General features: G+C 51.3%; 20 protein-coding genes. 18 read left to right on the forward strand and 2 right to left on the reverse strand.

Annotation, left to right across the window (positions count from 1 at the left end):
• Positions 1–123, reverse strand: a 123-nt coding sequence (locus GKC30_RS15165) for an IS66 family transposase (protein WP_367614158.1), incomplete at its 3' end; no start/stop codon positions are given.
• Between the two features lie 224 nt (positions 124–347).
• Here GKC30_RS15165 and GKC30_RS14375 point away from each other — a divergent pair.
• The 18 genes from GKC30_RS14375 (at position 348) to GKC30_RS14460 (ending at position 24,668) form a co-directional block, all read left to right on the forward strand.
• The gene (locus tag GKC30_RS14375) at positions 348–1,259 is read left to right on the forward strand and encodes a helix-turn-helix transcriptional regulator (protein WP_155935672.1); all 912 of its coding nucleotides are present in this window, start codon (positions 348–350) and stop codon (positions 1,257–1,259) included.
• Between the two features lie 246 nt (positions 1,260–1,505).
• Positions 1,506–3,443, forward strand: a complete 1,938-nt coding sequence (locus GKC30_RS14380; RefSeq protein ID WP_155935673.1) for a TonB-dependent receptor plug domain-containing protein — start codon at positions 1,506–1,508, stop codon at positions 3,441–3,443.
• Positions 3,444–3,559: 116 nt separating this feature from the next.
• Complete coding sequence (locus GKC30_RS14385) at positions 3,560–5,320, forward strand: ABC transporter ATP-binding protein (RefSeq protein ID WP_196772911.1); 1,761 nt, start codon at positions 3,560–3,562, stop codon at positions 5,318–5,320.
• 4 nt (positions 5,321–5,324) lie between these two features.
• Positions 5,325–7,025: an ABC transporter ATP-binding protein gene (locus GKC30_RS14390; RefSeq protein WP_155935675.1), complete on the forward strand. Its 1,701-nt coding sequence runs from the start codon at positions 5,325–5,327 to the stop codon at positions 7,023–7,025.
• A 20-nt stretch (positions 7,026–7,045) separates the two neighbouring features.
• Positions 7,046–7,645 carry an MptD family putative ECF transporter S component gene (locus GKC30_RS14395; protein WP_155935676.1) on the forward strand — a complete coding sequence of 200 codons (600 nt, stop codon included), beginning with the start codon at positions 7,046–7,048 and terminating at the stop codon, positions 7,643–7,645.
• A 45-nt stretch (positions 7,646–7,690) separates the two neighbouring features.
• Positions 7,691–8,521 (forward strand): energy-coupling factor transporter transmembrane component T, encoded by an 831-nt coding sequence (locus GKC30_RS14400; RefSeq protein WP_155935677.1) that lies wholly within the window; start codon positions 7,691–7,693, stop codon positions 8,519–8,521.
• Positions 8,518–9,999: an ABC transporter ATP-binding protein gene (locus tag GKC30_RS14405; RefSeq protein ID WP_155935678.1), complete on the forward strand. Its 1,482-nt coding sequence runs from the start codon at positions 8,518–8,520 to the stop codon at positions 9,997–9,999. The genes GKC30_RS14400 and GKC30_RS14405 overlap by 4 nt, the downstream gene beginning before the upstream one ends.
• Positions 10,000–10,219: 220 nt before the next feature.
• Positions 10,220–10,984 carry a class I SAM-dependent methyltransferase gene (locus GKC30_RS14410; RefSeq protein WP_155935679.1) on the forward strand — a complete coding sequence of 255 codons (765 nt, stop codon included), beginning with the start codon at positions 10,220–10,222 and terminating at the stop codon, positions 10,982–10,984.
• 45 nt (positions 10,985–11,029) lie between these two features.
• Positions 11,030–11,707, forward strand: coding sequence for a hypothetical protein (locus tag GKC30_RS14415; protein ID WP_155935680.1), 678 nt, complete (start codon positions 11,030–11,032; stop codon positions 11,705–11,707).
• Positions 11,694–13,364, forward strand: coding sequence for a M3 family metallopeptidase (locus tag GKC30_RS14420; protein WP_196772912.1), 1,671 nt, complete (start codon positions 11,694–11,696; stop codon positions 13,362–13,364). The genes GKC30_RS14415 and GKC30_RS14420 overlap by 14 nt, the downstream gene beginning before the upstream one ends.
• A 163-nt stretch (positions 13,365–13,527) precedes the next feature.
• Complete coding sequence (locus tag GKC30_RS14425) at positions 13,528–14,346, forward strand: class I SAM-dependent methyltransferase (RefSeq protein ID WP_155935682.1); 819 nt, start codon at positions 13,528–13,530, stop codon at positions 14,344–14,346.
• 269 nt (positions 14,347–14,615) lie between these two features.
• Positions 14,616–15,383 (forward strand): class I SAM-dependent methyltransferase, encoded by a 768-nt coding sequence (locus GKC30_RS14430; RefSeq protein ID WP_155935683.1) that lies wholly within the window; start codon positions 14,616–14,618, stop codon positions 15,381–15,383.
• A gap of 17 nt (positions 15,384–15,400) precedes the next feature.
• Complete coding sequence (locus tag GKC30_RS14435) at positions 15,401–16,288, forward strand: SagB/ThcOx family dehydrogenase (RefSeq protein WP_155935684.1); 888 nt, start codon at positions 15,401–15,403, stop codon at positions 16,286–16,288.
• Complete coding sequence (locus GKC30_RS14440) at positions 16,278–17,408, forward strand: TOMM precursor leader peptide-binding protein (protein ID WP_155935685.1); 1,131 nt, start codon at positions 16,278–16,280, stop codon at positions 17,406–17,408. The genes GKC30_RS14435 and GKC30_RS14440 overlap by 11 nt, the downstream gene beginning before the upstream one ends.
• Before the next feature lies 1 nt (position 17,409).
• On the forward strand, positions 17,410–18,786 hold the full coding sequence (locus tag GKC30_RS14445; protein WP_155935686.1) for a YcaO-like family protein: 1,377 nt from the start codon (positions 17,410–17,412) through the stop codon (positions 18,784–18,786).
• Positions 18,787–18,801: 15 nt separating this feature from the next.
• Complete coding sequence (locus GKC30_RS14450; protein ID WP_155935687.1) at positions 18,802–20,151, forward strand: YcaO-like family protein; 1,350 nt, start codon at positions 18,802–18,804, stop codon at positions 20,149–20,151.
• A 31-nt stretch (positions 20,152–20,182) separates the two neighbouring features.
• Positions 20,183–22,471 carry a YcaO-like family protein gene (locus GKC30_RS14455; protein WP_196772913.1) on the forward strand — a complete coding sequence of 763 codons (2,289 nt, stop codon included), beginning with the start codon at positions 20,183–20,185 and terminating at the stop codon, positions 22,469–22,471.
• The gene (locus tag GKC30_RS14460; protein WP_155935689.1) at positions 22,452–24,668 is read left to right on the forward strand and encodes a TOMM precursor leader peptide-binding protein; all 2,217 of its coding nucleotides are present in this window, start codon (positions 22,452–22,454) and stop codon (positions 24,666–24,668) included. The genes GKC30_RS14455 and GKC30_RS14460 overlap by 20 nt, the downstream gene beginning before the upstream one ends.
• An 83-nt stretch (positions 24,669–24,751) precedes the next feature.
• Here the strand turns inward: GKC30_RS14460 and GKC30_RS14465 are convergent, their stop codons facing one another.
• Entirely contained in the window at positions 24,752–25,714 is a 963-nt protein-coding gene (locus GKC30_RS14465) for a helix-turn-helix domain-containing protein (RefSeq protein ID WP_155935690.1), read from the reverse strand.
• Positions 25,715–26,050 lie beyond the last annotated feature (336 nt).

A 26,050-nucleotide genomic window follows, 5' to 3' on the forward strand; every position in this document is an offset into this window, starting at 1 on the left:
GTAGCCGTCGGTTTGCAGAAACCCACGGAAGTTCCCGACGATCTCCTCGGCCACCTTGCCGCCTCGGCCGGGGTCGTAGTGAAAAAGCACAGATGGTCGTTTGATGTCACCGCCCCGGGCCACCCACTGCGACTTGATATAATCTATTGACTTTGAAAATCAATATCGCTCATGTTAGCTTGCATGGTTGAGTTTTTTTCTATTGAACGGCTAAGGGCAGACTAAAAATTCCCAAAAAACCGGCAAATCTCATAAAAAGCAGTCAAAAATCATTTTTTAACCCATGGTCCTGCTAGAATTCAACACATCTACAAATACAAAGGCACACAAACCAGAAAGGGAACCATATGAAGGGCGCGACAACACAATCTCAACCGCCAGCCAACATCCAGACTCAAACCATAGAAATCCAGAACGAGATCCGCATGACCGTCCAAAGAGGCATCGGCGGTGCCCAAGTCAAATATGAACCGACCGAACAAACAAGTCACATGATTGAAATAGGTTTCAATCTGGGCGGCCCGATCCAGAGCGTTCTCTACTCGGACAACAGGGCCCAAGCCCAAGTCTCCAACCACGGACAGGCTCATATCGCCTTTTATCCCGGGTGCTCGGGGCTGGCCCAATACTGCAAGGGACAGCCTGTATGCTACCTCTCCTTCATTATTTCGATATCCTTATTCGAGTACTATTTTGACACATTGATCATGTACGTAAAAGAGCAAATGCAAGAGAGGAAATCCCTGTGCCACACGATATTCAGCCCGATAACGGCGGACATGAAATTCGTTCTGCAACAGATGATGCTCTGCCCCGTCCAGAACAAGGCAAAAGGACTCTTTTATGAAGGCAAAGCTCTCGAGCTTGTTTCCTATTTGCGCCAAACAACTAACAAAGAACGGTCATGCCTCAAACTGACCCTGACCGACGAGGACCGCGAAAAAATGTGGGAGGCCAAATCAATTCTGGACGACAGCATTGAATCCCCTCCGTCGGTCCAACAATTGTCACAGCTTATCGGGGTAAATGAATTCAAGTTGAAAAACGGATTCCGGCTGGTTCATGGCATAACACCCTATCGCTATCTGGCGGATCAGCGTCTGGAAAAGGCAAGGAACCTCTTGTGCGAACAGAAAATGAACGTATCTGAAGTTGCTTTCGAAGTCGGCTATTCAAGCCTCAGTCACTTTTCAAAAATCTTTCGCAGCAAGTATGGCGTGAGTCCGCATGAGTACATGTCCAACGCCGGAAACATCTGACGGTTCAATCCGCTTACCGCCCCACGCCTGATCTTGACGGACAATCCCTGAAACCACCGGCGGGAATACTCCAAAAAACGCTATTTTATTTCCTTTTACAATCAGAACCTTTCCCCAAACGAGATTATCAAACGGAATCACGACCACGGGCTATTGGTCGGATTTCTTGGAGAAATGATCTTCAGGGATCGTTTGCGAAACTGACCCTAAGGCATTGCGAACTTTAATCTTCACTGGGGAAACCACATGAAAAAACTGACCCTAGCCTTATTGATACTGTTGTCCACAACATACAGTTACGGATATGCGGAATCAAACAATGCAACACGCCTTGATCCCTATGTTGTTGAAGTGTCCCGCAGTGAAACCAATTACAAAAAATTGCCAGCATCTATTGATGTCATTACCAGCCGCGACCTGGAAATAAAACCGAAAACGGATAATTTTTACGATGCGATCAAGAACGTGACCGGGGTTCACACCGACCAGGGCTCCGGCATGGGTTGGGCGACGATCATGATCCGCGGAGAAACACCCTCTGTTCTTGTCGACGGGGTTGACATCAACCCTTACATCAGCGCAACCCCGTTCAATATTTTCACGGCCGGGACCGGGGCCATTGAGCGCATTGAGGTTCTCAGAGGGACCCAAGCCGCTTCGCAGGGTTCGGGGGCCATGAGTGGAGCCATCAACGTAGTCATGAAAAAGGGCGATGCGGACAATCCCTACGTGAAGCTCGACCTCGACTCTGGCTCTAACAACACGCAAAACGGAGCCATCACCGTAAGCGGCGGAAAGGACAAATTGGCATGGATCATCAACTACGCCCAAAAGTATGCAGACGACTATGACACACCCAAGGGCGAAATCCCCTACACTGAATCAAGATACAAAAACCTGTATGCCCGCCTTGATTTTCTCCTGACAAATGATCATGAAATCGGCCTGGAAACCACGTATGCAGATGGAAAGTACCAGACCGGTGGCGCAGGCTACTATTACCTGGACGATACCAACCGCAAGATATGGCAGAACGAGCCGAAAACCACGTCCATACTCGGTAAATACAATGGCGATTTCGACAGGTTCAACATCAAAACCACTGTCGGGTATATCGAAAACAATCTGGACTATATCTACGGCAACTCACCGTATGACGTGCCATCCTTCCTGAACAAAACCAACACAGTCTCCTATAAGGAACAAGCATTTGTCGGCGACATCCGGTCGCGGATCGAGGTGGTCGAGAATGAGCTTCTCTCCGCACATTTGAACTATTCGCACAAGACAACGGATGCGCATTCCACCTCCACGGGCGCGTCAGTTTACGACTACAAATCAACACAGCACCAAAACAGCTTTACCGGCCAGCTTGAATCAAAGCCCACTGACTACGCGCTGCTCACGGCAGGCGCACGCCATGACGCCTATGACCGAGACGGGAAGACCACTGACAATCTTAGCACAAACTGCGGAATATCGATATATCCCTTTGCAAAAACAGACTACGATTGGACCACCCTCTGGGCTTCGTACAGTGAAGCATTCAAGACCCCACCGGCAAACTACCTGTATATGCCAGCGGCCATGGGTGCAAACCCGGACCTCAAAAACGAACGGTCCGAAGGCTGGGAAATCGGCATCAAGCAGGACATCTCCCACTGGGCCTCCTTCAGCCTCAGCTACTTTAAAACGGAATATCACGATCGAATCGTCTTTGACCTGGCGGCGTTCAAATTAAACAACGTGGGCAAATCGAATGCACAGGGCTATGAAGCCGAAATCTCGATATACCCAACCGACTACCTTACCTTGTATTCGAACTACATAGTGATGGAGCGGATAGACCAGACCATTGACGAAAGGCTCTATTCATCGCCCAACCCCGACTCAAAGCTTGTCTTCGGGGCAATGGTCGACAATTTCTACAACTTCAGCATGGGGATCGAAGGCGCTCACTACATAGATTTCAAGCTCTCCGACGGATCAAGGCATCCCTCGGAAGGCAAGACGGTCTTCGACGCCAAGCTCTCCTATAAAATGGAATACGACAGGCTCACCATCGAACCCCATATTACCGCAACGAACATTACGGACGAAGTGATCTATAGTGCCGGTGATACTGCGGGAATCCAGCCCGGCAGGAGCATTCTTTGCGGAGTAGGCCTTCAATATAATTTCTAAAATAATTCCCTGATCCGGAAGTACCGCAGCATGGCTCTCGACATGCCATGCTGCGTACCCGTATCACAGCGCAGCCTGCGGCCGAACGTAAAACGACAAAAAACATTACCACGATCATGCTCAAAGAAAACTACCAAGCAATCAAATGGTTAATTTCCGTATCCCAGGGGAACCGGATTTTTCTGGTGCTATCCATTATTTGCGCGATGATCGGTGGCTGTATTTCGATACTGCCGTACATACTTTTCTTCGACGTTATCAAAAGCGTAAATACCTCCGCGATCAGCGGGGAATACATATTGAACATTACCGTTGCTGTGGCTGTAGCAATCGTATTGAAGTACGTACTTCTTTTCACCGCCACCATGTTCTCGCACCGGGCAGCTTTTTTCATCCAGTGCAACGTCAGGAAAAAGCTATTGGAGCATGTGGGCAATCTTCCTCTCGGATTTTTCTCGAAAAGATCTTCCGGCCTGCTCCGGAAGATCGCAAGCGAAGATGTTGAAAGTCTGGAAATATACATTGCCCATCACATACCGGACACCGCGCTTTCCATTACGATACCACTTGCAATCTTTGGAGTCGTCTTTTCGCAAAATCCGCTGCTTGCGCTCGTCCTGCTCATTCCGCTTGTGTTCATGTTCTTTGCCCTGAACAGAATAAGCAAAATAAGAAAGGAAAACGTAAAAGACTATTTCGACAACATGGAAAACATGAATTCCGCAACCGTGGAATACGTCAAGGCCATTCCCATAATCAAAATCTTCAATGTGACTGTGGAATCGTTCGACAAATTCAACACGGCAATACAAAAACAAATCCAAATCACATCCCAGTGGATCAAAAAAAGCTCGCCGTTCTATGTCGTGTTCAAATCAAGCCTTGATTTCGTTCTCCCTCTCCTGATGTTCATGATCGCCTATCAGGCGCAACAAGGGGTTGATATCCCTGTGGCCACATATTTCCTGTGCTTCATTCTGGGGGCGGCAATGGTCAAACCCGTCAACCAGGTTTACACCTCAAGCAATCTGCTCTGCTCTCTCATGGAAGGAGCCCGGCGGGTGGGCCAGATCACGGACGTGGAGCAGATATCCGACATTCAGGAAAGCTATGTGTCCATAGATGACTTCACCATCAAGTATGACTCGGTGTTTTTTTCATACTCGGACAAACAGGTGCTGTCCGACATCAACATGGATCTCGACAAACCCGGGCTTTATGCCCTTGTCGGAGAATCCGGTTCGGGCAAGACAACCGCGGCCCAACTTCTTCTTCGATTCTGGGAAGTCAACCAGGGAAACATTTCCATCGGCAACGTGGACATAAAGCAGATTCCACTCGCATTCCTGCTGAGAAACATATCTTTCGTTTTTCAGGACTCGTTCATTCTGGATTGCTCTGTCAGGGACAACATCTGCATGGGGCTGCCTGACATTTCCGACCAGGACATCATTGAGGTTGCTAAGGTGGTGGAGGCACATGGATTCATCAAGAAACTGCCCAATGGCTACGACACGATGATCGGCGGCGACGGATCAAACCTCAGTGGAGGAGAAAAACAGCGGATATGTCTTGCACGGGCGCTTTTGAAGGATTCACCGATCCTTGTTCTGGACGAACCCACATCGCAGGTCGATGCAACGATAGAGCGCAGGATATTTGATGCCATCAAACACTACTGCCCAGACAAGATCATTCTTTTCATCACCCACCGAATAACCGCTGCAACCAATGCGGACATCATCTTCGTATTCAACAACGGAAAGATAGTCGATTTTGGACGCCACTCGGAACTCATGACCCAGAACAAGAAATACCGGCAGATGTGGGATCTCACGAGCAAGGCAAACACGTGGTCACTTGAGGGCAGGAGCTGAAGCCATGCTGCACAGACTGAACAGGGTCACGGACAGAAACGTATACAGGCTGTCACTTGGCATCTGCTGCATTTGCCTGGAGGCCGCGCTTTATTGCGCATCAATCCTCATTTTCTACCATCTGACACAGGAGTTAATGCAGGACAGCGGGAACTGGCGCACGCCCGCAGTGATGGCCTCCATCGTCACGCTTATTGCAGTTTTCAGGATGGCTTTTTCCTGCGCCTCGTACAAATCCATAATGATCGAGGCGTACAAAATAACCTCCAACATCCGGGTCAAGCTGGCGACTCACCTAAGAAGAATCGCGTTCGGGTTTTTCCTGGGCAAAAACCTGGGCAACCTGAGCAACGCAATCCTGCAGGACACCAACCTGCTAGATTTTCTGCTTTCACACATATTTATACGCTGGGTGCGCGATATTTTTGCGGTCATTTTCCTGCTCGGAGTAATGGCGTATCTGGATTTGGAACTGTTCATGATATCGATTGCCATAATCATGGCAGCATTTCCGTTTTACCTGCGCGCCAGGCGCACAACCATCAAGCTCGGCTCCAAACGGTTCGTGACCATAGATAAAACCGATTCATACATTCTCGAATACATTCAAGGCATTGAAGTGATGAAATCATTCGGCCTCGTGGGAGAACAAAACAAGAAACTCCTTGATCAGCTCAAGAAGCTCGCCAAGGACAGTCTTGTGGCCGAAGGATCGATCCTGAGCTGGGGAATGCTCTTTTCCCTGACCATAGAGCTGGGGCTCCCCATCCTGCTCTATGTGACGCTGAGCAGGCAACTCGGCGCTGCAGGCGAAACCCTCAATACGATCTTTTTCATAACCACCTACATCCTGATGTATCTGGCCATGTTCGATATCATGCAATACGCCCTGCTCGGCCAGCACATGCTCAATGCTCTCGGCAGAATTGAGGAAATGATGGCGCACCCGGCGCTTGGGACACCCCGACTCCCGAAAATCCCAGAAAAGCACGATATCATTTTTTCCGGTGTATCCTTCTCCTATGGGGAAAAGAAGGTACTTCACGACATCTCGTTCACGGCAAAGGAAAAATCAATGACCGCGCTGGTGGGGCATTCCGGAGCTGGAAAGTCCACCATAACAAACCTGATCCCCATGTTCTGGAACACCTATTCTGGAAATATTGAGATCGGAGGAGTCAACATCCGGGACATTGACAACAAGGCTTTGATGGACCTGTTTTCCTTTGTTTTTCAGGAAGTCTACCTGTTCAACGACACCGTATATAACAACATCCTGTGCGGCAGAAAAACCGCCACGCGCGAACAGGTCGTCGATGCTGCGAAAAAAGCCCACTGCCATGAGTTTATCAGCAGCCTGGAAAACGACTATGACACAGTCGTGAGTGAAGGCGGCACAACGCTTTCCGGCGGACAAAGGCAACGTATATCCATAGCGCGCGCAATCCTGAAAAATGCGCCCATCGTCATACTTGATGAAGCGACAACCGCCCTGGACCCCATCAACGAATCATTCATCCAGGACGCCATCGGCGAACTCATTCGGGACAAGACAGTCATCATAATCGCCCACCGCATATACACGATCATGCACGCTGAAAACATCATAGTGCTTGATCACGGACAAATCATCGACCACGGGACGCACCCCCATTTGGTGGAAAACTGCACGGCATACCGTGAGATGCTTACCCAAAAGGCATAACAACAGAACCGGAGATAATCATGAGTTCCAGAATTGAACGGTTTACCACGTATGACCTGGTCATGCTGGGCATTTTCAATGCTGCATTGATCATTTTCTTTTTTGCCACAACCATGGCGCTGCACTTTTTCCCGATCCTGTGGGGAGCAATGGACCCAATAATCAACTTCGTGCTCGCCCCCATATTCCTGCTCATGCTGGTCCGCGTCCCCAAAACAGGTGCCATTACAGTTCACGGGCTAATCATCGGGCTGGTGCATGCGGCCATTGGTTGGTGGCCAGGCCTTGTGGCAGGCCTCACTGCAGGCCTGTTTGCGGATGGGATATCCTACATACTTGGCGGCTACAAACAAAGATCCGCAGTCATAGGCTGCATACTCATATTCGTGACGGTGAAGGCCTTGGTTTTCTATGCTCCCTTCTACCTGTTCAAATTCCTACCCTGGTTTGATGAAGCCCTGCAGATGTGGCCCCAGGAAACCATCGAAAAATATACGCTATACTATGCCGTAGGGTTCCTCCTTTTCAACCTTGCAGCATGCTCCGTAGGCCTTCTTCTGGGACACCGGCTTATCAACAAGCACTTCAAGAACACGAGACTGTGCCCTGCGGAAAAATAGATTTCGCGGCATGCTCAACATGAAAACATCAACCGAAGGGGAGCAATGCAGACTTTGGCCACCTTGGAAAAAACCTTTCAGCAGGCAGACATGGAAGCATCCCGGTTGCAGCAATCGGACACACCCCCAAACAAACGGGGACAGTGCCGAGACCGCTCCGTTTTCCCGGCCAATCCGGGTATGAACATGTTCAAACGGATGGACCCCAGAGCCATTCTGGTGGTTTACCCGCTTGCGCTTACATTGGTGTTCCTTCTTTCCCACGAGGCAGTTCGCGACTTCTGCTTTCTTGCCTACCTTTTCATTTCGCTGATCATTCTCGGGAAGACAAATGACGTCGTGAAATGGATTCTGGTCATCACGGCGGCACATTTGCCACTCTACGTGATGGATTCCCCCGGCTTCCAGCTCCACTTTCTGGCCGTCATCGCCAGGAAGGTATGTATGATCCTGTGTACAGGCCGCATCCTCCTTCTGAGCATATCCGTAGCGGACTGTATCAATGTGATGAAGAAGCTGAAAATGGGACGAAACGTCATCATCCCGGTCGCGATCTGCTTCAGATTCGTTCCCACACTCGTTTTTGAGGCCAAAATCATACGCGATGCCCTCAAGGTACGCAGGCTATACTCCTTAAAAACAATACTTCTTCATCCATTTTCCACATTTGAAATATTCCTGTCCGCATTCCTGTTCCGAATGTTCGCGCTGGGAGAAGAACTGTTCTTCTCCCTTTCTACCCGAGGTATGAACTTCACTGGCACCAATTTCTATCGCGAAATGGAATTCGGCTACCGGGATCTCATCTTTGTCCTTGGCACGGCAGGATATATCCTCTTCATCCTCTTCTCACCCTTGCCTGAAGCACACATATGACCAACACAGACAACAGCATTTCAGTCAGGGATTTCACATTCAGATACTGTGAAACGGACACCGCCGCGCTGCAAAGCATCAACCTTGAGGTACGGCCCGGAGAACTCGTTGTGCTATCCGGCAAAAGCGGATGCGGCAAGACCACGCTCATGCGCTCGCTCAATGGGATCATTCCGCACCTGCTGCCGGGAAAGGCCGAAGGAAAAATTATTGTTTCGGGCCAGAACATCCGTGAACTGAGCCCGGAACAACTGTCTGGAATTGCGGGTTCGGTCTTTCAGAATCCCCGCTCCCAGTTCTTTCACATCAACGTGACAGACGAGATCGCCTTTGGACCCGAAAGCCTCGGCCTTGAGCGAGAAGAAATTCTGCGGCGGGTGGATGAGGCCTTTGCCCTGTTTGAAATAGATCATCTTCGCGAAAGAAAAATGTTTGAGCTGTCGAGCGGCGAGCAACAAAAGGTCTCTTTCGCCGCAATCTATTGCACCGGCTCAAACATTTTCTTTCTGGACGAGCCGTCCGCCAACCTTGATTCGCAGGCAATCCAAAGCCTGAAACGGATACTCGGTATACTGAAGGACAGGGGCAAAACTATTGTCGTGGCTGAACACAGGCTGTACTACCTTACCGATCTTTTTGATAAAATCGTGATTCTGAAACACGGCAGGATTGACAAAACCCTCACACGGGATAACCGGATCGACAATGACATCATGCAGGCACAAGGCCTTCGCGTGCTTGACCTGAAGGCGGCCATAGAAAACTCGGATGCGCTTCCCTACGCAACTGGCAGAAGAGAATATACAACAATATCGGCCCGTAGCGTATCTTTTGCCTACTCAAGGAAGGACTCGACCATTCTGAAGACTGTATCGCTCGACCTTGTGGCCGGGGAAAAGCTCGCAATAATCGGCCCGAACGGCTCGGGAAAAACCACGCTGACCAGACTGCTGGCCGGGCTACTCACCCAGTCAAGCGGATCTTTCAGGGACAACTCCGGGGAAAAGATCTCATCACGCCAGCGGCTGCAAACCTGCGGACTGGTATTGCAGGAAAACAGCCACCAGTTGTTTTTTTCCACAGTACGTGACGAACTGAACTCGGCCATGTCCGATAAGGACACCAACGTTGCGACACAACTCCTGCGCGACCTGGACCTTGAAGAGTTTATCAATACCCATCCACAAAATCTCTCAGCTGGCCAGCAGCAACGGCTGGTTTTCGCCATCGCCGCAGTGAACTCTCCCAGTGTGCTCATCCTGGACGAACCGACTTCGGGCCTTGATGCGTACAGCATGCGGGCCATGGGCAACAAGATCAACGAGGAGTCCCAAAAAGGAGCCACGATTCTCATTGTGACCCATGACTACGAATTTGTATCCCGATACTGCGACGCGGCAATCCTGCTCAGCAAAGGGCACCCCCTGCACAGAATCGAAAGAAAGGAATTCAAATCCGAACTGCCTGTTTTCAATTGAAGAAACAGACGCCCGATTCAGGAATGGAAGAGCAGCTTCCCCCTCCCGTCAAAACTACTCCTTTCCGCGTTAGTCGGATTCTCATCACGCACTTACAAGGATCAATGTCCCGCCAAAGTCCACCATGCGGATGGCGTGCGGAGAGTACATCGACCCGGTGCAACAATCACTGCCAACTACGTGAGGCTAATCTACAAACACCGTCACTTCAGGGGAAGCTATGCAACACGGATATTCGCCGAAAACAGCGGAGATATGGGATTACTTCTTTGACGATCAGGAAGCGTTCTACGATGTAAATCTATACACCAGCGTGATCAGTAAACCCGCTGATCCGACAGGGAAAATCCTGGACATAGGATGCGGAACCGGCCGCTTTGCCATTCCTCTTGCGCAAAGAGGATACAGCATCACAGGCATCGACACATGTGAATCAATGCTGGGCATCTTCGAAAACAAATTACAGGGCATGCAGATAAAACCGAAACTCAGGCACGTCAGCTTCGAAGACTTTACCCCCACAGAAGCGTACGACGGAATAGTCGCCCAGTTCGTCCTCCAGTTCATACTGAAAAGCGACAACGTCATAGCTTTCCTCAAAAAAGTTCACTCCATGCTGAACGACGACGGCGTGTTTTTCATCTCGGTATTCAACTCGCTGGGGCTGTGGAATCCTGCAGGATGGTCCGCAACCCACACCCGTGAACTCGACACGGGGTTTGCCAGGGGCGAATATGTTTTCACACCGATGGATACAATAAAGGGCATTGCAAACGCGGCCGACTACAGAGTCCTGAGCACTTCAGACGGTGATGCCGTTGATTATTACACGAAACAGGTACGGTTCTACACCCTTACGGAATACAAACTCATGCTTACCGCGGCAGGGTTCGGCGATATCTCGGTTTATACGGATTTCAATCCAACCCCGGCTACGGAAGAGACCTGCAACGCGTTCAAATTCCACATCGCGGCCCGGAAATAATTCTTGAAAACAACCCTACAACCAACTTTCAGTACAGGAGGACGAATGTCTCTTCCCATATATGAGAGCGCTCTCGGATCCTTGGACGAAGTCAACAAGGTCACACCTCCGGGCCTGGATCTGGACTCATATTTCCCGATCGAAAATCCCGAGAACTACTGGAACATGCTTGCAACCCGGGTCAGAAGAAAAGGAGAAGTCCTTTCCGCTGAAATGCACTGGAAAAACATGGGCCAGACCACGGCAAACGGAAAACAGGCATGGCTGCTCGGGGACGGTGAACCCATGCTGCTCGTCATCAGCAAGGACGAAGACGGAATTCAGCATCACGCCGACCTGCAACCCAAGGGAAAATCCGAACAGTTTTCTCCTCCGTGGACCAGCGCGACAAACAAGATCGGCTTCAGACAGGAGCAGACCACTCCCTATGTGCTGACGGAAGACGATGGAATACAAATACCTTGCTGCCTGAGATCGCAGATGACCGGTTACGAAACCATCAAGCTGCCGGCAGGCATATTCCAAAACTGCGTCAGGGTGGACACGCACTACCAACGGTCAACAGGTACAATCTATAATTCTGTGGTCCACTTTGCCGCTGGAGTCGGGCTCGTACGATACAAATTCAGACAAATCGACCCTGCCATCAACTCAGTTGTCGTTGTCGGCACCCTCGAGCTGAAAAGTGCACGCGTTGATGGCAAGCTCTATGGAACAGAATAACTGGTCATTCAACAAATCGGATCATCACCCCCCAGTCGTTCGTAGAATCATAGAGCTGCAAAATGCCGAGACGTGTCTGGACTCTCGGCAAAACGGCAATTGCCCCTCCCTTTCCCTAGGGCAACTATCGTTTATCATAAAGAAGGGAAAAGCTATCAGCATCTATAACGAGCTGCTGATACTGTTCGACATCTACCTGAAGCAGGACATGTCTTCCTCATGTCGCCAAAAGGATTACATGACCGCCGCCCATGTGTATGGGAATGCGCTCCGGACTCTCTCTCTTGAGCTGAAAACATCACTCAAAAATGAACTCAGCACAGTGTCCCATCCATCCCTGGGGCCGGAGTGGACAGACTACGTAACCGCAACGCTTGCCCCTCGTAGAAAGGCAAGCATCGAGCTGGTTGAAGTAAAAAAATATGAAATGCAGCTTCAAAAACTATATTTCAGTTTGATTTCCTCCATAGCAAGCAACTCCGAATTGTCACTATCCACAAATTGTAAGGCCTCCCCCAGAACACAAAGAAAGGAAATATGGCTCAATGAAAACCGGGCATGGGAGGAGAAGGAAGTACAGTTCGACATACTCTTTGACAGCATCATACGATCCAGGAAAATGATCGCCGCCCATTGCGGGGCCGAGGACTACTCGGAATTCGTGAACCGAAGACAGAAAGCCGACATCCTGACCGACTCGTTTGCCAACAACGTGATCACTCCATGCAGGGCAATCCTGCACAAGGTGCATTCGCAACGCAAAACCAAGCTTGGAGTGAAACGTCTACGCCCCTATGATCTCACGACCAGAAACATCAGGGGATTTACGGAACTGGACGAGTGGACAAAAAAAACGCGGACGCTGATAGGCTGCATACATCCGTCACTGCCCGCGCTTTTCAACTCCATACTGGATGAAGGGCTGCATGACCTGCAACTCAGAAAGGGGAAAAGTGCGGAATCCTGTTGTCACCAACTCCCGCACAGCAAAAAAGCATTTGTATTCCTAAGCCTTATCGGAGGACGCAGGGATATCATGGCGGGCATCCACGAACTTGGACATGCAATACATATCAACCTGTCCTTCAGAAAGTTCCATCGTTTTTTCAACTACAAGGTGAACCCGGCCACCAGCGAATTCTTTGCCTTGACCTTGGAACTCCTTTCACTGGAGCACCTCGGCATCTACTATCCGGACAACGCCTCATCTTCATGGGCCGTAAAGAAACACCTCGAAGGGATTCTCAATGTCTTCCTAACGTGTGAGACAGTCAGCACGTTTGAAAAGGCCATATATTCGACATTTCTCACGGCTTCGGAACGGAAAATCCTTTTTACGGAAACACTGTCCAGAAACCTCGGCCAGACAGACTATCAGGGCTATGAAAAACACCTCGGGCTCTGGTCATATCGTATCCCACTTCTTGTTTCAGCTCCCGGCTACTTTGCGAACTATGCCCACACTCAACTCGCGGCACTCTTCTTTTATGACTCAATCCGAAAAGGAATCTTCAGTATTGAAGACTACCTGAGACTCATGGAGGAAAAAGGAAACGCATCTCCCACGGAAACATACCGGGAGATCGGCTTTGTCACCGACGGCAAGAACATCAGCAACATCCTTGAATCATTGGCTGAACGACTGCTACGGCCCTGAATGTTTAAACGACGGCCCCCATACAGAAAGGGGACTCACACCAGTGCACAATTCTATCCCTTTTCCGTCAACAGAACTCCTTTTCGCGCTAGCGATGTAATGCCCCCGTACTTAAAAGAGGTACAAAGACTTAATATCCCCTTCAAAAAAAGAGACGACTTTTATGGATAACGCACTGCAACAAAACAAAAAGGATTCATCCATGTTCCAGGCCGGAGCGGTCCAGTTATGGGACGTCATGTATGGCCCCATTGCAAAGGATGAATCCGAATTTGTCTGCAAGATATGGAAAGACAGGGGGCATGCCGACCCCGGCAAGGCACTGGACATCGGCTGCGGTACTGGCAGGTATGTGGTGCCCCTGAGCAAAAATGGCTGGCAGGTCACGGGGATCGACTCCAGTTCGGCCATGCTCAACGTGCTGAGCCGCAAGGCCGCAAAGCATGACGTTCAGACCGAGCTGATTCAAAGCGAATTCTTGGAATTCAAGTCATCAGACCGCTATGATCTGGCATTAGCATTCTTTTCGCTGATCTACATCCTGCCCGACCGGGACGTTCTTCATTTCCTGCGCAAGACGCACGATTTTCTTCGTCCCGAAGGAATATTTCTGGTCAATTTTTTCAATGCCTACGAATTCTGGGACACCAAAGGCTGGAATTCCGATATGGCCAGGCTGTTCAAGGGCGGACATTTGAAGGTGAGCTATACCAACACTCCAGAAAACAAACTCTGGGGCATCACGAGAACGGAAGATTTTAGGCAGTTCAGCCACAGCGCCATGGGCTCGGCATACGATGCCACGATCCGCCCCATACGTTTTCATTCCCCCGGAAGCATCAGACTCTTCATGCGCAAGGCAGGATTCGAATACATCACATTCTATTCCGGATTCACTGGGAAGGAGCTTGGTTCCGAAGACACGCGAAGCGCCATCATAACGGTGGTTGCAACGCGCGCAAAAGATAACCAAAAGAATTGAAGGCAATGCCATCAACAATATTCGGCGCATCTTTTCACAACAAACAAGGAGAATAGCGATGAAAGATAACGAAACTTACGATTACGAAGTTGTCGACCTCGAAGACCTCGAAGAAATCAGCGTTCCGCTTCATTGCAATAACCTGTCCTCCGGCGAATAGCCTCGCCATCGGAAAAGTTGACCGGCGAATAGTTAACCTCGTCAGCTTAACCTGAAGAAAAGATGCGCCGACTCTTTTCCCTCAGCCAAGTATAAATCCCTTTAAGAAAATGAACAAGACTTTCACGAACAATTATTCCCCGGCAGCGGATATGTGGGATAACGGCGGCGGCATGGACCAGGAGCTAAATTTCTACCTTGAACTCCTAGGGCCACAAGGTACGGCCAACGGCCAAACGCTGGTCATGGAGTGCGGGACAGGACAATTCCTGCTCCCCCTTTTGCAAAGGGGGCATGCCGCCATCGGAATGGATGAAAACAAGGCCAAACTCGAAAATCTGCGTCGGCAAGGCAATCTCGCGGGTTGCTGCCCTGTCGTAAGTCAAGGAAGTCTCGAAGACATTGAATCATCTTATCGGTTTGCGGGCATCGTGGCGTTCAACACCATCCTGCACATTCTCAAAACAGACGAACTGGCTCTTTTTTTCAAAACAGCATTCGAGCACCTCAATCCCGGCGGGCTGTTGCTGTTCAGCCATGATAATCTTTTTGAAACATGGCGGCCCAAACAATGGAGCTTCACGGATACGACCTGTTTCGACGACGGCTTCAAACGTCTTGAGAAGACATTTACTCCCACGGATCACCTCAGGGGGATAGTGGAAATGCAACAGTACTGCATAACAAGCAAAAAAGGCCTGACGCACCACAGCTACACGACTCACACGGTCCGGTTCTATCCCATGACGGAACTGACCCTTATGCTGGAGGAGTCGGGTTTCGAACAGGTGCGCACACATGCCGACCTGGCCCCCGAACCTGTTTGCGACACTGATGTGAAAGGCCGAGTTCTCTATATAATCGCCACCAAGCCATAGCCCGCAGGGGGATACGAATGATCACGCTGAAGGAACTCTACAAACCAAGGGTGTATCAGATCGATGGAAAACTGAAAATTTCCAGCACCCTGCCTGACAACCTGAGTGAAATTTACCACGAAAACACCAAAATGCATGCCAGTGATGTCCGTCCCTGGCTGGTCCCCCTCCTTCCCTCGGGGCTGTCGGCCATGCCGGTCAGAACCTTTTTCCAGCGTAGCGCCCGCAGCTACAAGAAATACCAGGGCTATCCCGCGGTCAAACTTGAAACCGCCGACGAACCGGCAACCCCTGGGAGCCTGTGGGATATCATTGCCAGCCGACGCTGCAAACGGGATTACTCGGACAGCCCCATACGCATTCAGGATCTTTCCAGAATCCTGCGGTACGGCTACGGGAAAACCGGCCGTTTTTGCGCCGATGGCAACGAGGTATGCCTGCGAGCGGTCCCGTCCGCCGGGGCGCTCTACCCGCTCGACATCTATCCGCTGCTTGAGAACGTATCTGACATTGACAATGGCCTGTACCACTACAACATTGAAGACAATGAACTGGAGCGCCTGCGACCAGGCAGTTTTCTCAAAAAAATCTATCAGCTGGTCCAACCCAGCAACAATGAATGGATTGCGTCCGCTGGTGCAGTCCTTTTCATCACCGCCACATTCAAACGCAACCAGCTCAAATACGGCGATCGCGGATACCGCGGAGTTCTTCTGGATGCGGGACACCTTTCCCAAAATATTCTGCTGGGCTGCACGGCGCTCGGTTACAGCGCCTGCATCATCGTGGCCTGCCTTGACGATCCTGTGAACGATTTCCTGAACATCGACGGGGTAGAGGAGTCAATCCTCTTTGCCATCAGTATCGGAAGCCCATATATTGAGAAGACCAACAATGCAAAATAAAAACATAAAGCTCCCCCTCAGGCCGAAACTCAGCGTCAGTTATCATGTCATCGGCATGGATGATGACCGGGTTCAGTTTCGCAATGGACAGGACCTATTCGTCATAAAAGGACCGGGCCTGCTGAATCTGGTACACACGCTCTTCCCCCTGCTCACCGGAGAACTGACCGTTGAGGAAATCCTTGCGCACATGGATGAAAAACATCCTCCGGAAGCCATCCTCAAACTGCTCCACCGGCTCGTGCAGCGCCGCGTCGTGCGTGATGCCATAAATAATCAGTTCGATGTCCCCGGTGTCTCGGAATTTCAAAAGGCCTATTTTTCCCAGTTCACGCACAGGCCGAAATCAAACCTAACCGCACTGGCCAAATCGCGGGTCACGGTTCTCGGGCTCGGTCCGCTCGGAGCGAGCGTGGCCGAAATCCTCGCCAGGTCAGGTGTTGGTTCAATCGAGGTCTCGGATGAACAACCGGTCACAAAAGACGATCTGCTACTGAGCGCCTATTCTGAAGATACAGTCGGAATCACGCGTGAGTGCGCAATGGCTCACTTCGGCGAAAAGACATTCCCCACCACCACGTGGAGCTTCACGTCTCTCCCTTCCGAAGAGTCCCCGGTTTACGAAGCCTCCGACTACATGATCGTCTGCCTTGAAAACTACCGGCCGGACATTCTGGACCGTGTCAATGACTTCAGTCTGGCCTACGGGACACCATACACATGGTGCTGCCTTGACAGCCTGAGCGGAACGGTCGGCCCTACGGTGCTCCCCCACGAAACGGCCTGCTTCAATTGCTACAGGACAAGGGTCAACGCCAATGCAGATTATCCCGAAGAGCTGCAGGTATACGAAGACCAGTTGATGAGCAACGGAAACTCCACGGTTTTCGGTTATCTGCCTCCCCACATCCAGATTCTCTCCGGACTTGTCTCGCTGGAGGTGATCAAGGATCTCAGCGGGCTGACCCCTCCCCTCACCTACAATGCCCAGCTTGAAATCAACCTGTTGAACATGGAATTTGCCCTGCACTCGGTGCTGAAACTGCCTAGATGCACGTCCTGCGGTCGTCATCTCTCTTCAGGTGCGCCGGTGCGCCCCTTTGACGAAATGGAAGCGTGACATGACCAGCTCAACCCACCATCCGCGAAATATCCCCTTGTCCCGGATTCTGCCTCAACTGGTAAGCCGCAAAACTGGCATCCTGAAAGGCTTGAACACCCTGCTCAACAGCCCGGGTGAGCCAAAGACCCATGTGGCCATCAGCGAGCTGACCGATTCGAGGCGCTACCTCGACTGCTATGGAGAAACCTCGGGAACCGGGGTGGGACTGACTGAAGACAGGGCGCTCATGTCCGCTCTTGGCGAGGCAGTGGAGGGATACTGCGCCTATGACATCCGCAACCCGCTGATCATGGGATCATACAGAAAAATTTCCACAATTGATCCCCACGCGGTTTCGCCGGCGGAACTTCCCCTGTACTCACCGTCCCAATACGGAAATGAAAAATTCAAATACCGTCCATTCACTGAAGACACGGTCATCCGCTGGACAAAAGGCAAATCAGCCATAACCGGAACACAGCGCCACCTGCCCGCAGCTCTGGTATACGTGTCATACTCAGTCTGCGAAAAGGAAACCCCTCTCTGCCACACCATTTTCGGAGGAATCGCCAGCAGCACGTCCCATACCTCAGCCCTGCTTTCCGGGCTTTACGAGGCAGTGGAACGTGACGCCATGATGATCTGGTGGCTCGGACAGCTATCCTGCGCAAAGGTGGAACTGACCTCCGACACGTGGGTCGGCAAATTGTTCGAACAGAAATTCGCCGGTTCGGGACTGACCTTCGAACTGTGGCACATCACCATGGATATTCCCATACCCGTCTTTTTCGGGCTGGTGACCGACGCAAGAAACAACACCGTGGCTGGCGGATTCGGCACGAACCTGAATCCTGAGGTGGCAGCTCTCAAGGCCCTGTTCGAATGCGTTCAGAACCGGCTGGGCCAACTCCCCATGAAATCGGACTGGGGCAGGTCGCTCTATAACGAGAAGACGCAAAAAAACATTTTTGATGAGAATAGTGATACCATTGCACAGCAGAACTTTTCGGGAATGGTGGATTTAAACAACAACCTGCACACCTATCTGCAGCCGGAGACCCATCACTATCTGGACGCGGTGAGATCGGGAAACAACACCATCGACCTAAATGAAATCCGTAATCGTTCAAACGGCTCTGCAGAACAGGACACAGAGACCTGCCTTGAGCTGTTGCATAAGCAGGGATTCGACGTGATTGTGACCGACCTGACGCACGAAGACGTGGCCGATCTGGGTTTCATGGTTCTCAGGGTGTCTATCCCCGGACTTGTTCCCAACAGTGTGACCGCGTGGCCGCATCTAGGAAACCAGCGCCTGTATGATGTTCCCCCGAAGCTGGGATTCAAGCGAAAAGCGGAAGCGGAAATGGCGGACTATCCCCTGCCCTATGCATGAGAACCCAGGCATTCAATGAAACACGTATTTTCATCCACACAGCACCACGGTCAGGAACCAGGGCTGCACCTCGTGGTGAGCCCGAAAACAGGCGTAGTGAAAAGCCTCGGGCACCTGTTCCGCAATCCTGGGGAGCCCGGCCCGCATATCGTGTCCTCGACGATTACCGCATTTCACCGATTCAGCGACAACAAGGCGGACTTCGCAACAACCGGGACATCCCTCAACCCTAAGCAGGCCCACTGGTCCGCGATGGGGGAATCCGTGGAACGATACTGCGCGGCGCTGTCGGATTTCCAGGAACTCGTACCAGCAACATACAAGGAATTGCTGGATTCGGAAAAACCCGCCCTTCACCCGGACAGGCTCAACCTGTTCACGCAGGAGCAATACGATTCCGAGGGCTTTCCCTTCAGCCGTTTGCAGGAAGAACAACGAATTTCTTGGATCAATGGTTCTCGTTTTGACGACGGCTCCCGGATTTTCGTCCCGGCGAACTTCGTTTTCAACCAGTACTGCCCGGCACAGGATGAGGCCCGGATATATCCGGACATCCATCCGGGAGTGGCCAGCGGTTTTTCAGCAGAGAGGGCTCTAACCGGCGCCATGCTGGAAATTGTCGAACGGGATACCATGATGATCCACTGGCTCAACAGCATTCCGGTCACGGGCATAGCAAAAGACAATGAATATGAGCGGGTTCTCAGCGATTGCAACATACCGCCACACCTGAACCTACACCTTGCATTTTTCGAAACCGATCTCCCGGCAACATGCATTTTCGCCCTGCTCATGGACGAACAGAACGGCCTTATCGGCGGCGGTTGTTCAGCAGGATTCTTTGCGCCAGCAGTCGCTCGAAAAGCCACATGTGAGGCAATTCAAATTCTACGGCTGAGCCAGGAGGTCAAACGGGGTGAACGCGGCAGGCTTGCCTCCAAAAAAGGACCGATTCCCACAGCATTTCTGGACCCGGAAGCGCGAAAAAAACTGCCCATGACGGAGCTTCTGTACAATCTCGGCTTCTACCTTGATACAGACAACTGGGATACCCTTCACGATCTCATTTCCCCGGCAAAAATAATCCCGCTTCAGGATTGTAGCAAGCTTCCAACAAAAGACAAACTGCCCACTCTGGTGGCAGGATTTTCCGATGCAGGGCTTTCACCGATCTGCGTTGAACTCACCACCCCGGACGTGGCCGAACTTGGCTGGCTGGTCTTCAGGGTCATTGCGCCGGGAGCGGTACCGAACCTGCCGACGGCCTATCCTCCGTCAGCTGTAAACAGATTGCGAACCGTACCGCGCAAGCTTGGCCATGCCACTCCCGAGAAGTGGAATCAGGCCCCAATGCCATACGCATAAAATCCATAACGATTCACCAGAAGGTATCGACATGAAATCTATCGTTCTGACCAAAAATCCCAGCTTTGCAATACTCAAGAATCGTGAACAGGAACTCCTGTTTTCTCTCTATGGCAAAATAAAACTCCTGAGAGGCGCGACATTCGTCATAACGGCCATCCTTGAAGCTATGACTGGCGAACAGGACAAAAAAGACCTGATCAGCCGCGTAGCCCTCCACTATCCTGAAAAAGCTGTCAGTGCGGTCGTGGACGACATGATTCGCTCCGGCATTCTCACGGTCCCAACTCATAAGCGCAAGAGATCAAGAACATCGGGATCGACACTGGGCTGCATGGGAACAGGAAAACTTGCCGAAACAGTAGCTTCACAACCGGATTTTCCAGACATACGACTCATACCGGAAATTCCCACGGACACGTTCAAGTCCGGCAAGGGTGTGCGCAAGGAAATCGACTGGTGGATAAATTTCTTTGAGAACAAACTCAGCTCCTTGGGTTTGTCCGCTCTGGCGGTCTGCCCGGAAAACATGAGCTATCTGCAGTTGTGCGCTGTGAACCGGGCCTGCCTCAACCTGAGACAGCCGTGGGTTCTCGGCTATTTCAATGGGAGCGAAATCGCGCTCGGCCCCACTATCATTCCCTTCAAGACCCCATGCCTGGAATGCCTGCTTGAACACAGGCTTCGGGCCTTGAACCCGTCCATAGAACTCGGTTGGGAGAATTTCCTGCAGTGCGCGGAAAACTTCCCTTTCCCGGATGATCCCGCATGGCAGGGTTCCATCCACTGGGCCGCTTGGCTCATGGCTGCGGAACTGGAAAACATCACATCCTATCAGAACATGCCCCGCTACATGAAAAAGCAGGTCCAGATACCCATGCAGGCGGCACCGGAGCTTACCAATATTGAATTCGAAACCATTACGACCTGCCCCGGCTGCCAGGGAATGAACCGGGGCTTTATCAAAATCGCGCCGACCCCCTATCCGGATGCCCCCGACAGGGTGGAGATTCCTTTGGAGCACAAGACCGCCAGACACGGCGACAATGGATTGCGGTCCATGCCTGCTGACGAAGCCAGGGACATGCTGGACCGGACCCTTGGTATCCTCAAGACCAGCGTACGCATAGAACAGTGCCGTGGCGGCATGCTGGATGAATTGATCCCCAGCTTCCGCTCATGCACCTCCGAAGTCTATTCCCCGGACCTGCCTTTCAATATTTCCGAGCACAAGCACTGGGGAAAGGGCATGAACGAAAGGCAGGCCTATCTTTCCGCAGGGTTCGAGCTCATGGAGCGCATTTGCGCGGAATACGGAAAGCCGGTTGAAATGCTGCAGTGCCCGTACGGCGAGGTAAAAGACTACGCAATCGACCTGAATACCCGCGTCGGTCGGCAATACTACCGGAGAAATGTGGACGCCATAACCGACGACACCATGGTCGACTGGGTCTGGGGATGGTCTCTGGTCAACAGGAAGTGCGTTCTGGTACCGGCGAGCATGGTCTACCTGACACGCGCTATTTTTCAGGGAAAATTCATACAGGGCAGCTCAAGCGGCCTTGCAGCGGGGACCTCGATGGAGGACGCCGTGTTGCAGGGACTTCTGGAAACAGTGGAACACGACGCCCGCTACATCTGGCAGGCCAACTATCTCACTCCCCCCAGAATAACCGGCCTTCCTCCGGCAATACAGGATATCGCAAAAAAGCTGAAAACCATCGGCTGCGAACTAATCATACGAAACCAGACGATAGACCTGGGCGTTCATGTCATACGGGCTTGGATCGTACAGCCCGACAATCCGCTGGTTTACGCGGCCTCCGGCCTTGGGGCATCCCTCAATCCCAAAATAGCACTTTATAGGGCCGTATCCGAAGCCAAGCAGTCATGGCCGTGCGATCACATCCCCACGGATCCTGACTATGCGTCCAAAAACAATACCGACCTCTTCGGCTACAACACATCCACCATATTCATGCACCACCATGACAATGTCACGGAAATCTTAGCCGCCAGCCCCGAGGTGGACTACGGCACCCTTGCCAATCTCTCGTCAGGCAGCATTTCTCAGGACATACAACTGATTCTGGACAGAATCGGCGAAAACGTCCCCAACCATGACGTCATTGTCGTGAACCTCACCCGAGAAGAATTCGGCATCCCGGTTGTACGGGTCATAGCTTCTGGATTGCAGAATCCCTCACAGCCGCTTCAGAATTTTCCGCAAAATCGGCTCTTCGATCAACCTGTCAAACTCGGGTTAAGAAACGAAAGGCTTTCCTTCAAGGAGTTGTTCAATGACTGCCACCAGGAATAAAACCTTTTCCCCACAACTAAACCCATACCTTTCCATTCTCAAGGCAACAGAAACGGAAAGCATCTTTTCACTATATGGAAAAATTAAACGCCTAAACTGGAAACAACCAGGGGGTGCAGCGGAATGGTTCCGGAATCATGACGACCTGCAGCAGGACCGGAGACATGAAGAACGAACTCTGACTGCGCTGGAAAAACAGCTGCTGCAGGCCGACATACTGACCTGCCCCAAAAAAACAAAAAGGGTAGGCAGCATTCAAAAGGCAAACGTGTATGGCGATGGTTTCCTGGCCCAAATGGTGCGCGAGAAGCTACAGCAATGCCATCCGGATATAATCCTGCGTCAGTTTTTTGACGAAACAGACCAGAATCTCAACGGTGAAACCGAACAGACAGTAACCATCGTCTGCCCGAAATCAGCAACGCGCGGAGAGCTTGCGCGCATGAACAAAAAACTGCTGGAATCCGGCCACCCATTCGGATTCGTCTATTTCAGCGGCAAAGATTTTGTAGTTGGACCGATCGTGCTACCGAACCAGACCCCATGCCTGACCTGCCTGACCACATGGATGCAGGAAAAGATGATTACAAACAGCAAAATCGGGTTGTGCGCTGAGGAGATGAAAAACATCGTGACAGCCGTGCCTTATTCCTCGGAAAACCAGGAAGCTCCGTCACGAGCGGCAAGCCTACTTCTGGATCAATTGGCGCTAGCGCTTGAGAAAGGGACCAACGGCCTGAGTGGTTGCCAGGTGAACATTTCCCTTGCTCCGCAAACCGATTGCCAAAAAATCACATTCGCCCGCAATGCAGGATGCCCTGACTGCCACGGCGGATTCGAAAACCTGTTTTGCGAAAACATCCGTAATTTCAATGCTCCCATTTCACCGCCCTTTGCCCTGGAGGATGTCCCCACCTGCGTAATGGACAATGGATACCGGGCCATGGACACCAGTCAGGCCAAACAGATGGTCAACTCCGCTATATCGGGAATGGGCGGAGCGCGAATACAGGTCAAGGAACTCCGCACCGGTCCTCTTGACGACGTTATCCCCTCTTTCTGGGCACAGTTGCTCACGGCTGACAAAAGGGAAGGCGTGCTGGGATTCGGCAAGGGGATCGACAAGGAGCAGGCCTATCTCTCTGCCACATTCGAAGCGGTTGAACGGCTGTGCTCGGAACCTCGAGGAACGACACCGCTCCTCAGAGCTCCATGGAATGAAGTCCGCAAGCAGGCCCTAGACATCAAAAAGAGAATAGGCACCATCCATTTCTACAGAAACAACGAGCCGTTCACAGAAGATACACCCGTTGACTGGCTGTGGGGGCAGTGCCTGTATTCGGACAAGCACGTACTTATACCGGCCTCCATGGTGTATGTGGGGGCGACCAAATTTGCTGGGAAATTCTACAACGCAAGCACCGGCGGCATGGCCGCAGGCACGTCGCTTGAGGATGCCCTACTTCAGGGACTCATGGAAACAATAGAGCACGACGCATGGATGATCTGGCAGGCCAACCAGATCGTATGCCCGGAGATTGAGAAGGAAACCATTGAGGATCCGGCAATCACCGACATCATTCACGGCATGGAAGACAAGGGATATCAGGTGCGCATCAGGTATCTGGCAACAGACATCGGCATCCCGGTATTCAGGGTCTGGCTCATCCAGCCTGATTCCATGGAAATATATGCTGCGCACGGTTTCGGCTGCCATCTCAACAAGCATCTGGCCCTGAAACGGGCAATCACCGAAGCGAAACTGTCCATGCCGCAGACATTGTATACCAAAATGGCGAACACAAAATATATGTCCAAAGGAAACAGGGATATACTGAACAGCAGACACTCCCTGTTCTATCTCTTCCACTTCACCCGGGTGGACATGTCGGAAAAAGGGGGCCGGATATCCATGGGACATGTGCCCAACATGACTACGGGCACGGTCTCCGGCGACCTGCGCAAGGCCCTCGAGATTCTTTCCGAAAAGGTACCGGGCATACAGGTGGCAGCAGTCAATCTAACCGACCCACACATCGGAATCCCGGTAGTGAGAGTGATACCGGCAGGCCTTCAGCAATTGTCCCACCCAATTCAGGCTGTGCAGGACAGGTTGTTCACTGTGCCCTGCACCATGGGATTTCGAGAAAAACCGCTGAAATACAAAGAGCTTTTCAACGGGCGATACCCGTTTTAAAACAGCCTAAACAGATAACAAAAAAAGGAGCCAATATCGGCTCCTTTTTTGTCGCACAAAAGAGGGATCTGCCACAAAACTGATCAGGACCTTTCACCGGACACTTTGGCTTCAACATGGCCCCCGGACTGGGCCAGATATTCATTGGGATTGACGCCGAACTTGGCGCGAAAGATTTTGGCAAAATGACTTAAACTGGAGTAGCCGACAGAAAAAGCAGCCTCGGTCACGTTCATGCGCCGCTCCCACAACAAACGGCAGGCCCGTTCCAGCCTCTGCTCGGCAAGATACTTGTACGGCGTTATCCCATGCACCTGCCGAAAGCCGTTCTTCAGTTTGAACTCATTGACCCCCAAAGCCCTGGCCAGCGCCACTATTGACGGCGGATTCTCAAGGTTCTCATCCAGAATTTCCTTGGCCTGCGACATCTTCTCTCTATCGTTTGAAGTCAGGCTCATTGAAGCGACATGCTGCGCCAGATCGGATGATCCGTCAGCGCAATATTGAACATAGGAAATGAGTTCGAGCAGTTTGCTTTCCAGATACAGGCACTTGGTCTTGTCAGTAAAAGGGCACATCAATATCTGATGGAGAGCAATCTTCATTCCCGTGGTTATATGGCCGAGGCATTCGAAAAAAAAAGTCGAAACCTTTACGGATTCCTCCAAAAAACCGAAATCGTACATGGGAATGTCCAGAAGCGTCTGAAACATATCCACAGGGATATAGACCCCGACCCAGGATACGGATTCATTGTCAGGATACTCGATGACGCCGGAGCAATTCCGATAATAGCTAATATATACCTGCCCCTGCCCGGCCTGCTTGATCATCAGGTTGTAGTCCTGCAGCACCTTGTACCTGATAGCCCCTCCAAGATTGAACCCTATACCGACCATGCCCTCGTTACGGCTCTCAAAGTTCAGCACCTGATGTCCGCCCATACCTTTCTGGACAACCAGGAATTTCCTGCCTTGAGCGGCATGGCACTTGGTGGACAGATCGTTACAACTGAAATTGGAAGAAATGACACTTGCGGATACCATCTCGGCAGCCTCCGGTTAAGTCCCTTAACATGGTACTTCTAGTAAAAATGTTAATTGATTGACTTTGAAAATCAATATCAAATTAGTGGAATAACGTCAAGGACAGTTCTCTACCAACTCGAGACCTCTGCGTATCTCACCTTTGCGTCCGCATCTTGCCCTCTGCACTCGATTTGATGGTGTGATCGCGCCTCAACTTGGGCTCAATTCCGGCTCTTTCCGGCCATTTCTGGCCGAAATGCCGGATTTTGGACGCACCTCTCCCATCAGGCTCGCGCCAGTCGAACAGCTTTCTTCAAATTGAACGCCATGGCGAGGATGTGGAACTCACCCTCC

The organism is Pseudodesulfovibrio alkaliphilus (genome assembly GCF_009729555.1).
Taxonomy (GTDB): Bacteria; Desulfobacterota; Desulfovibrionia; order Desulfovibrionales; family Desulfovibrionaceae; genus Pseudodesulfovibrio; species Pseudodesulfovibrio alkaliphilus.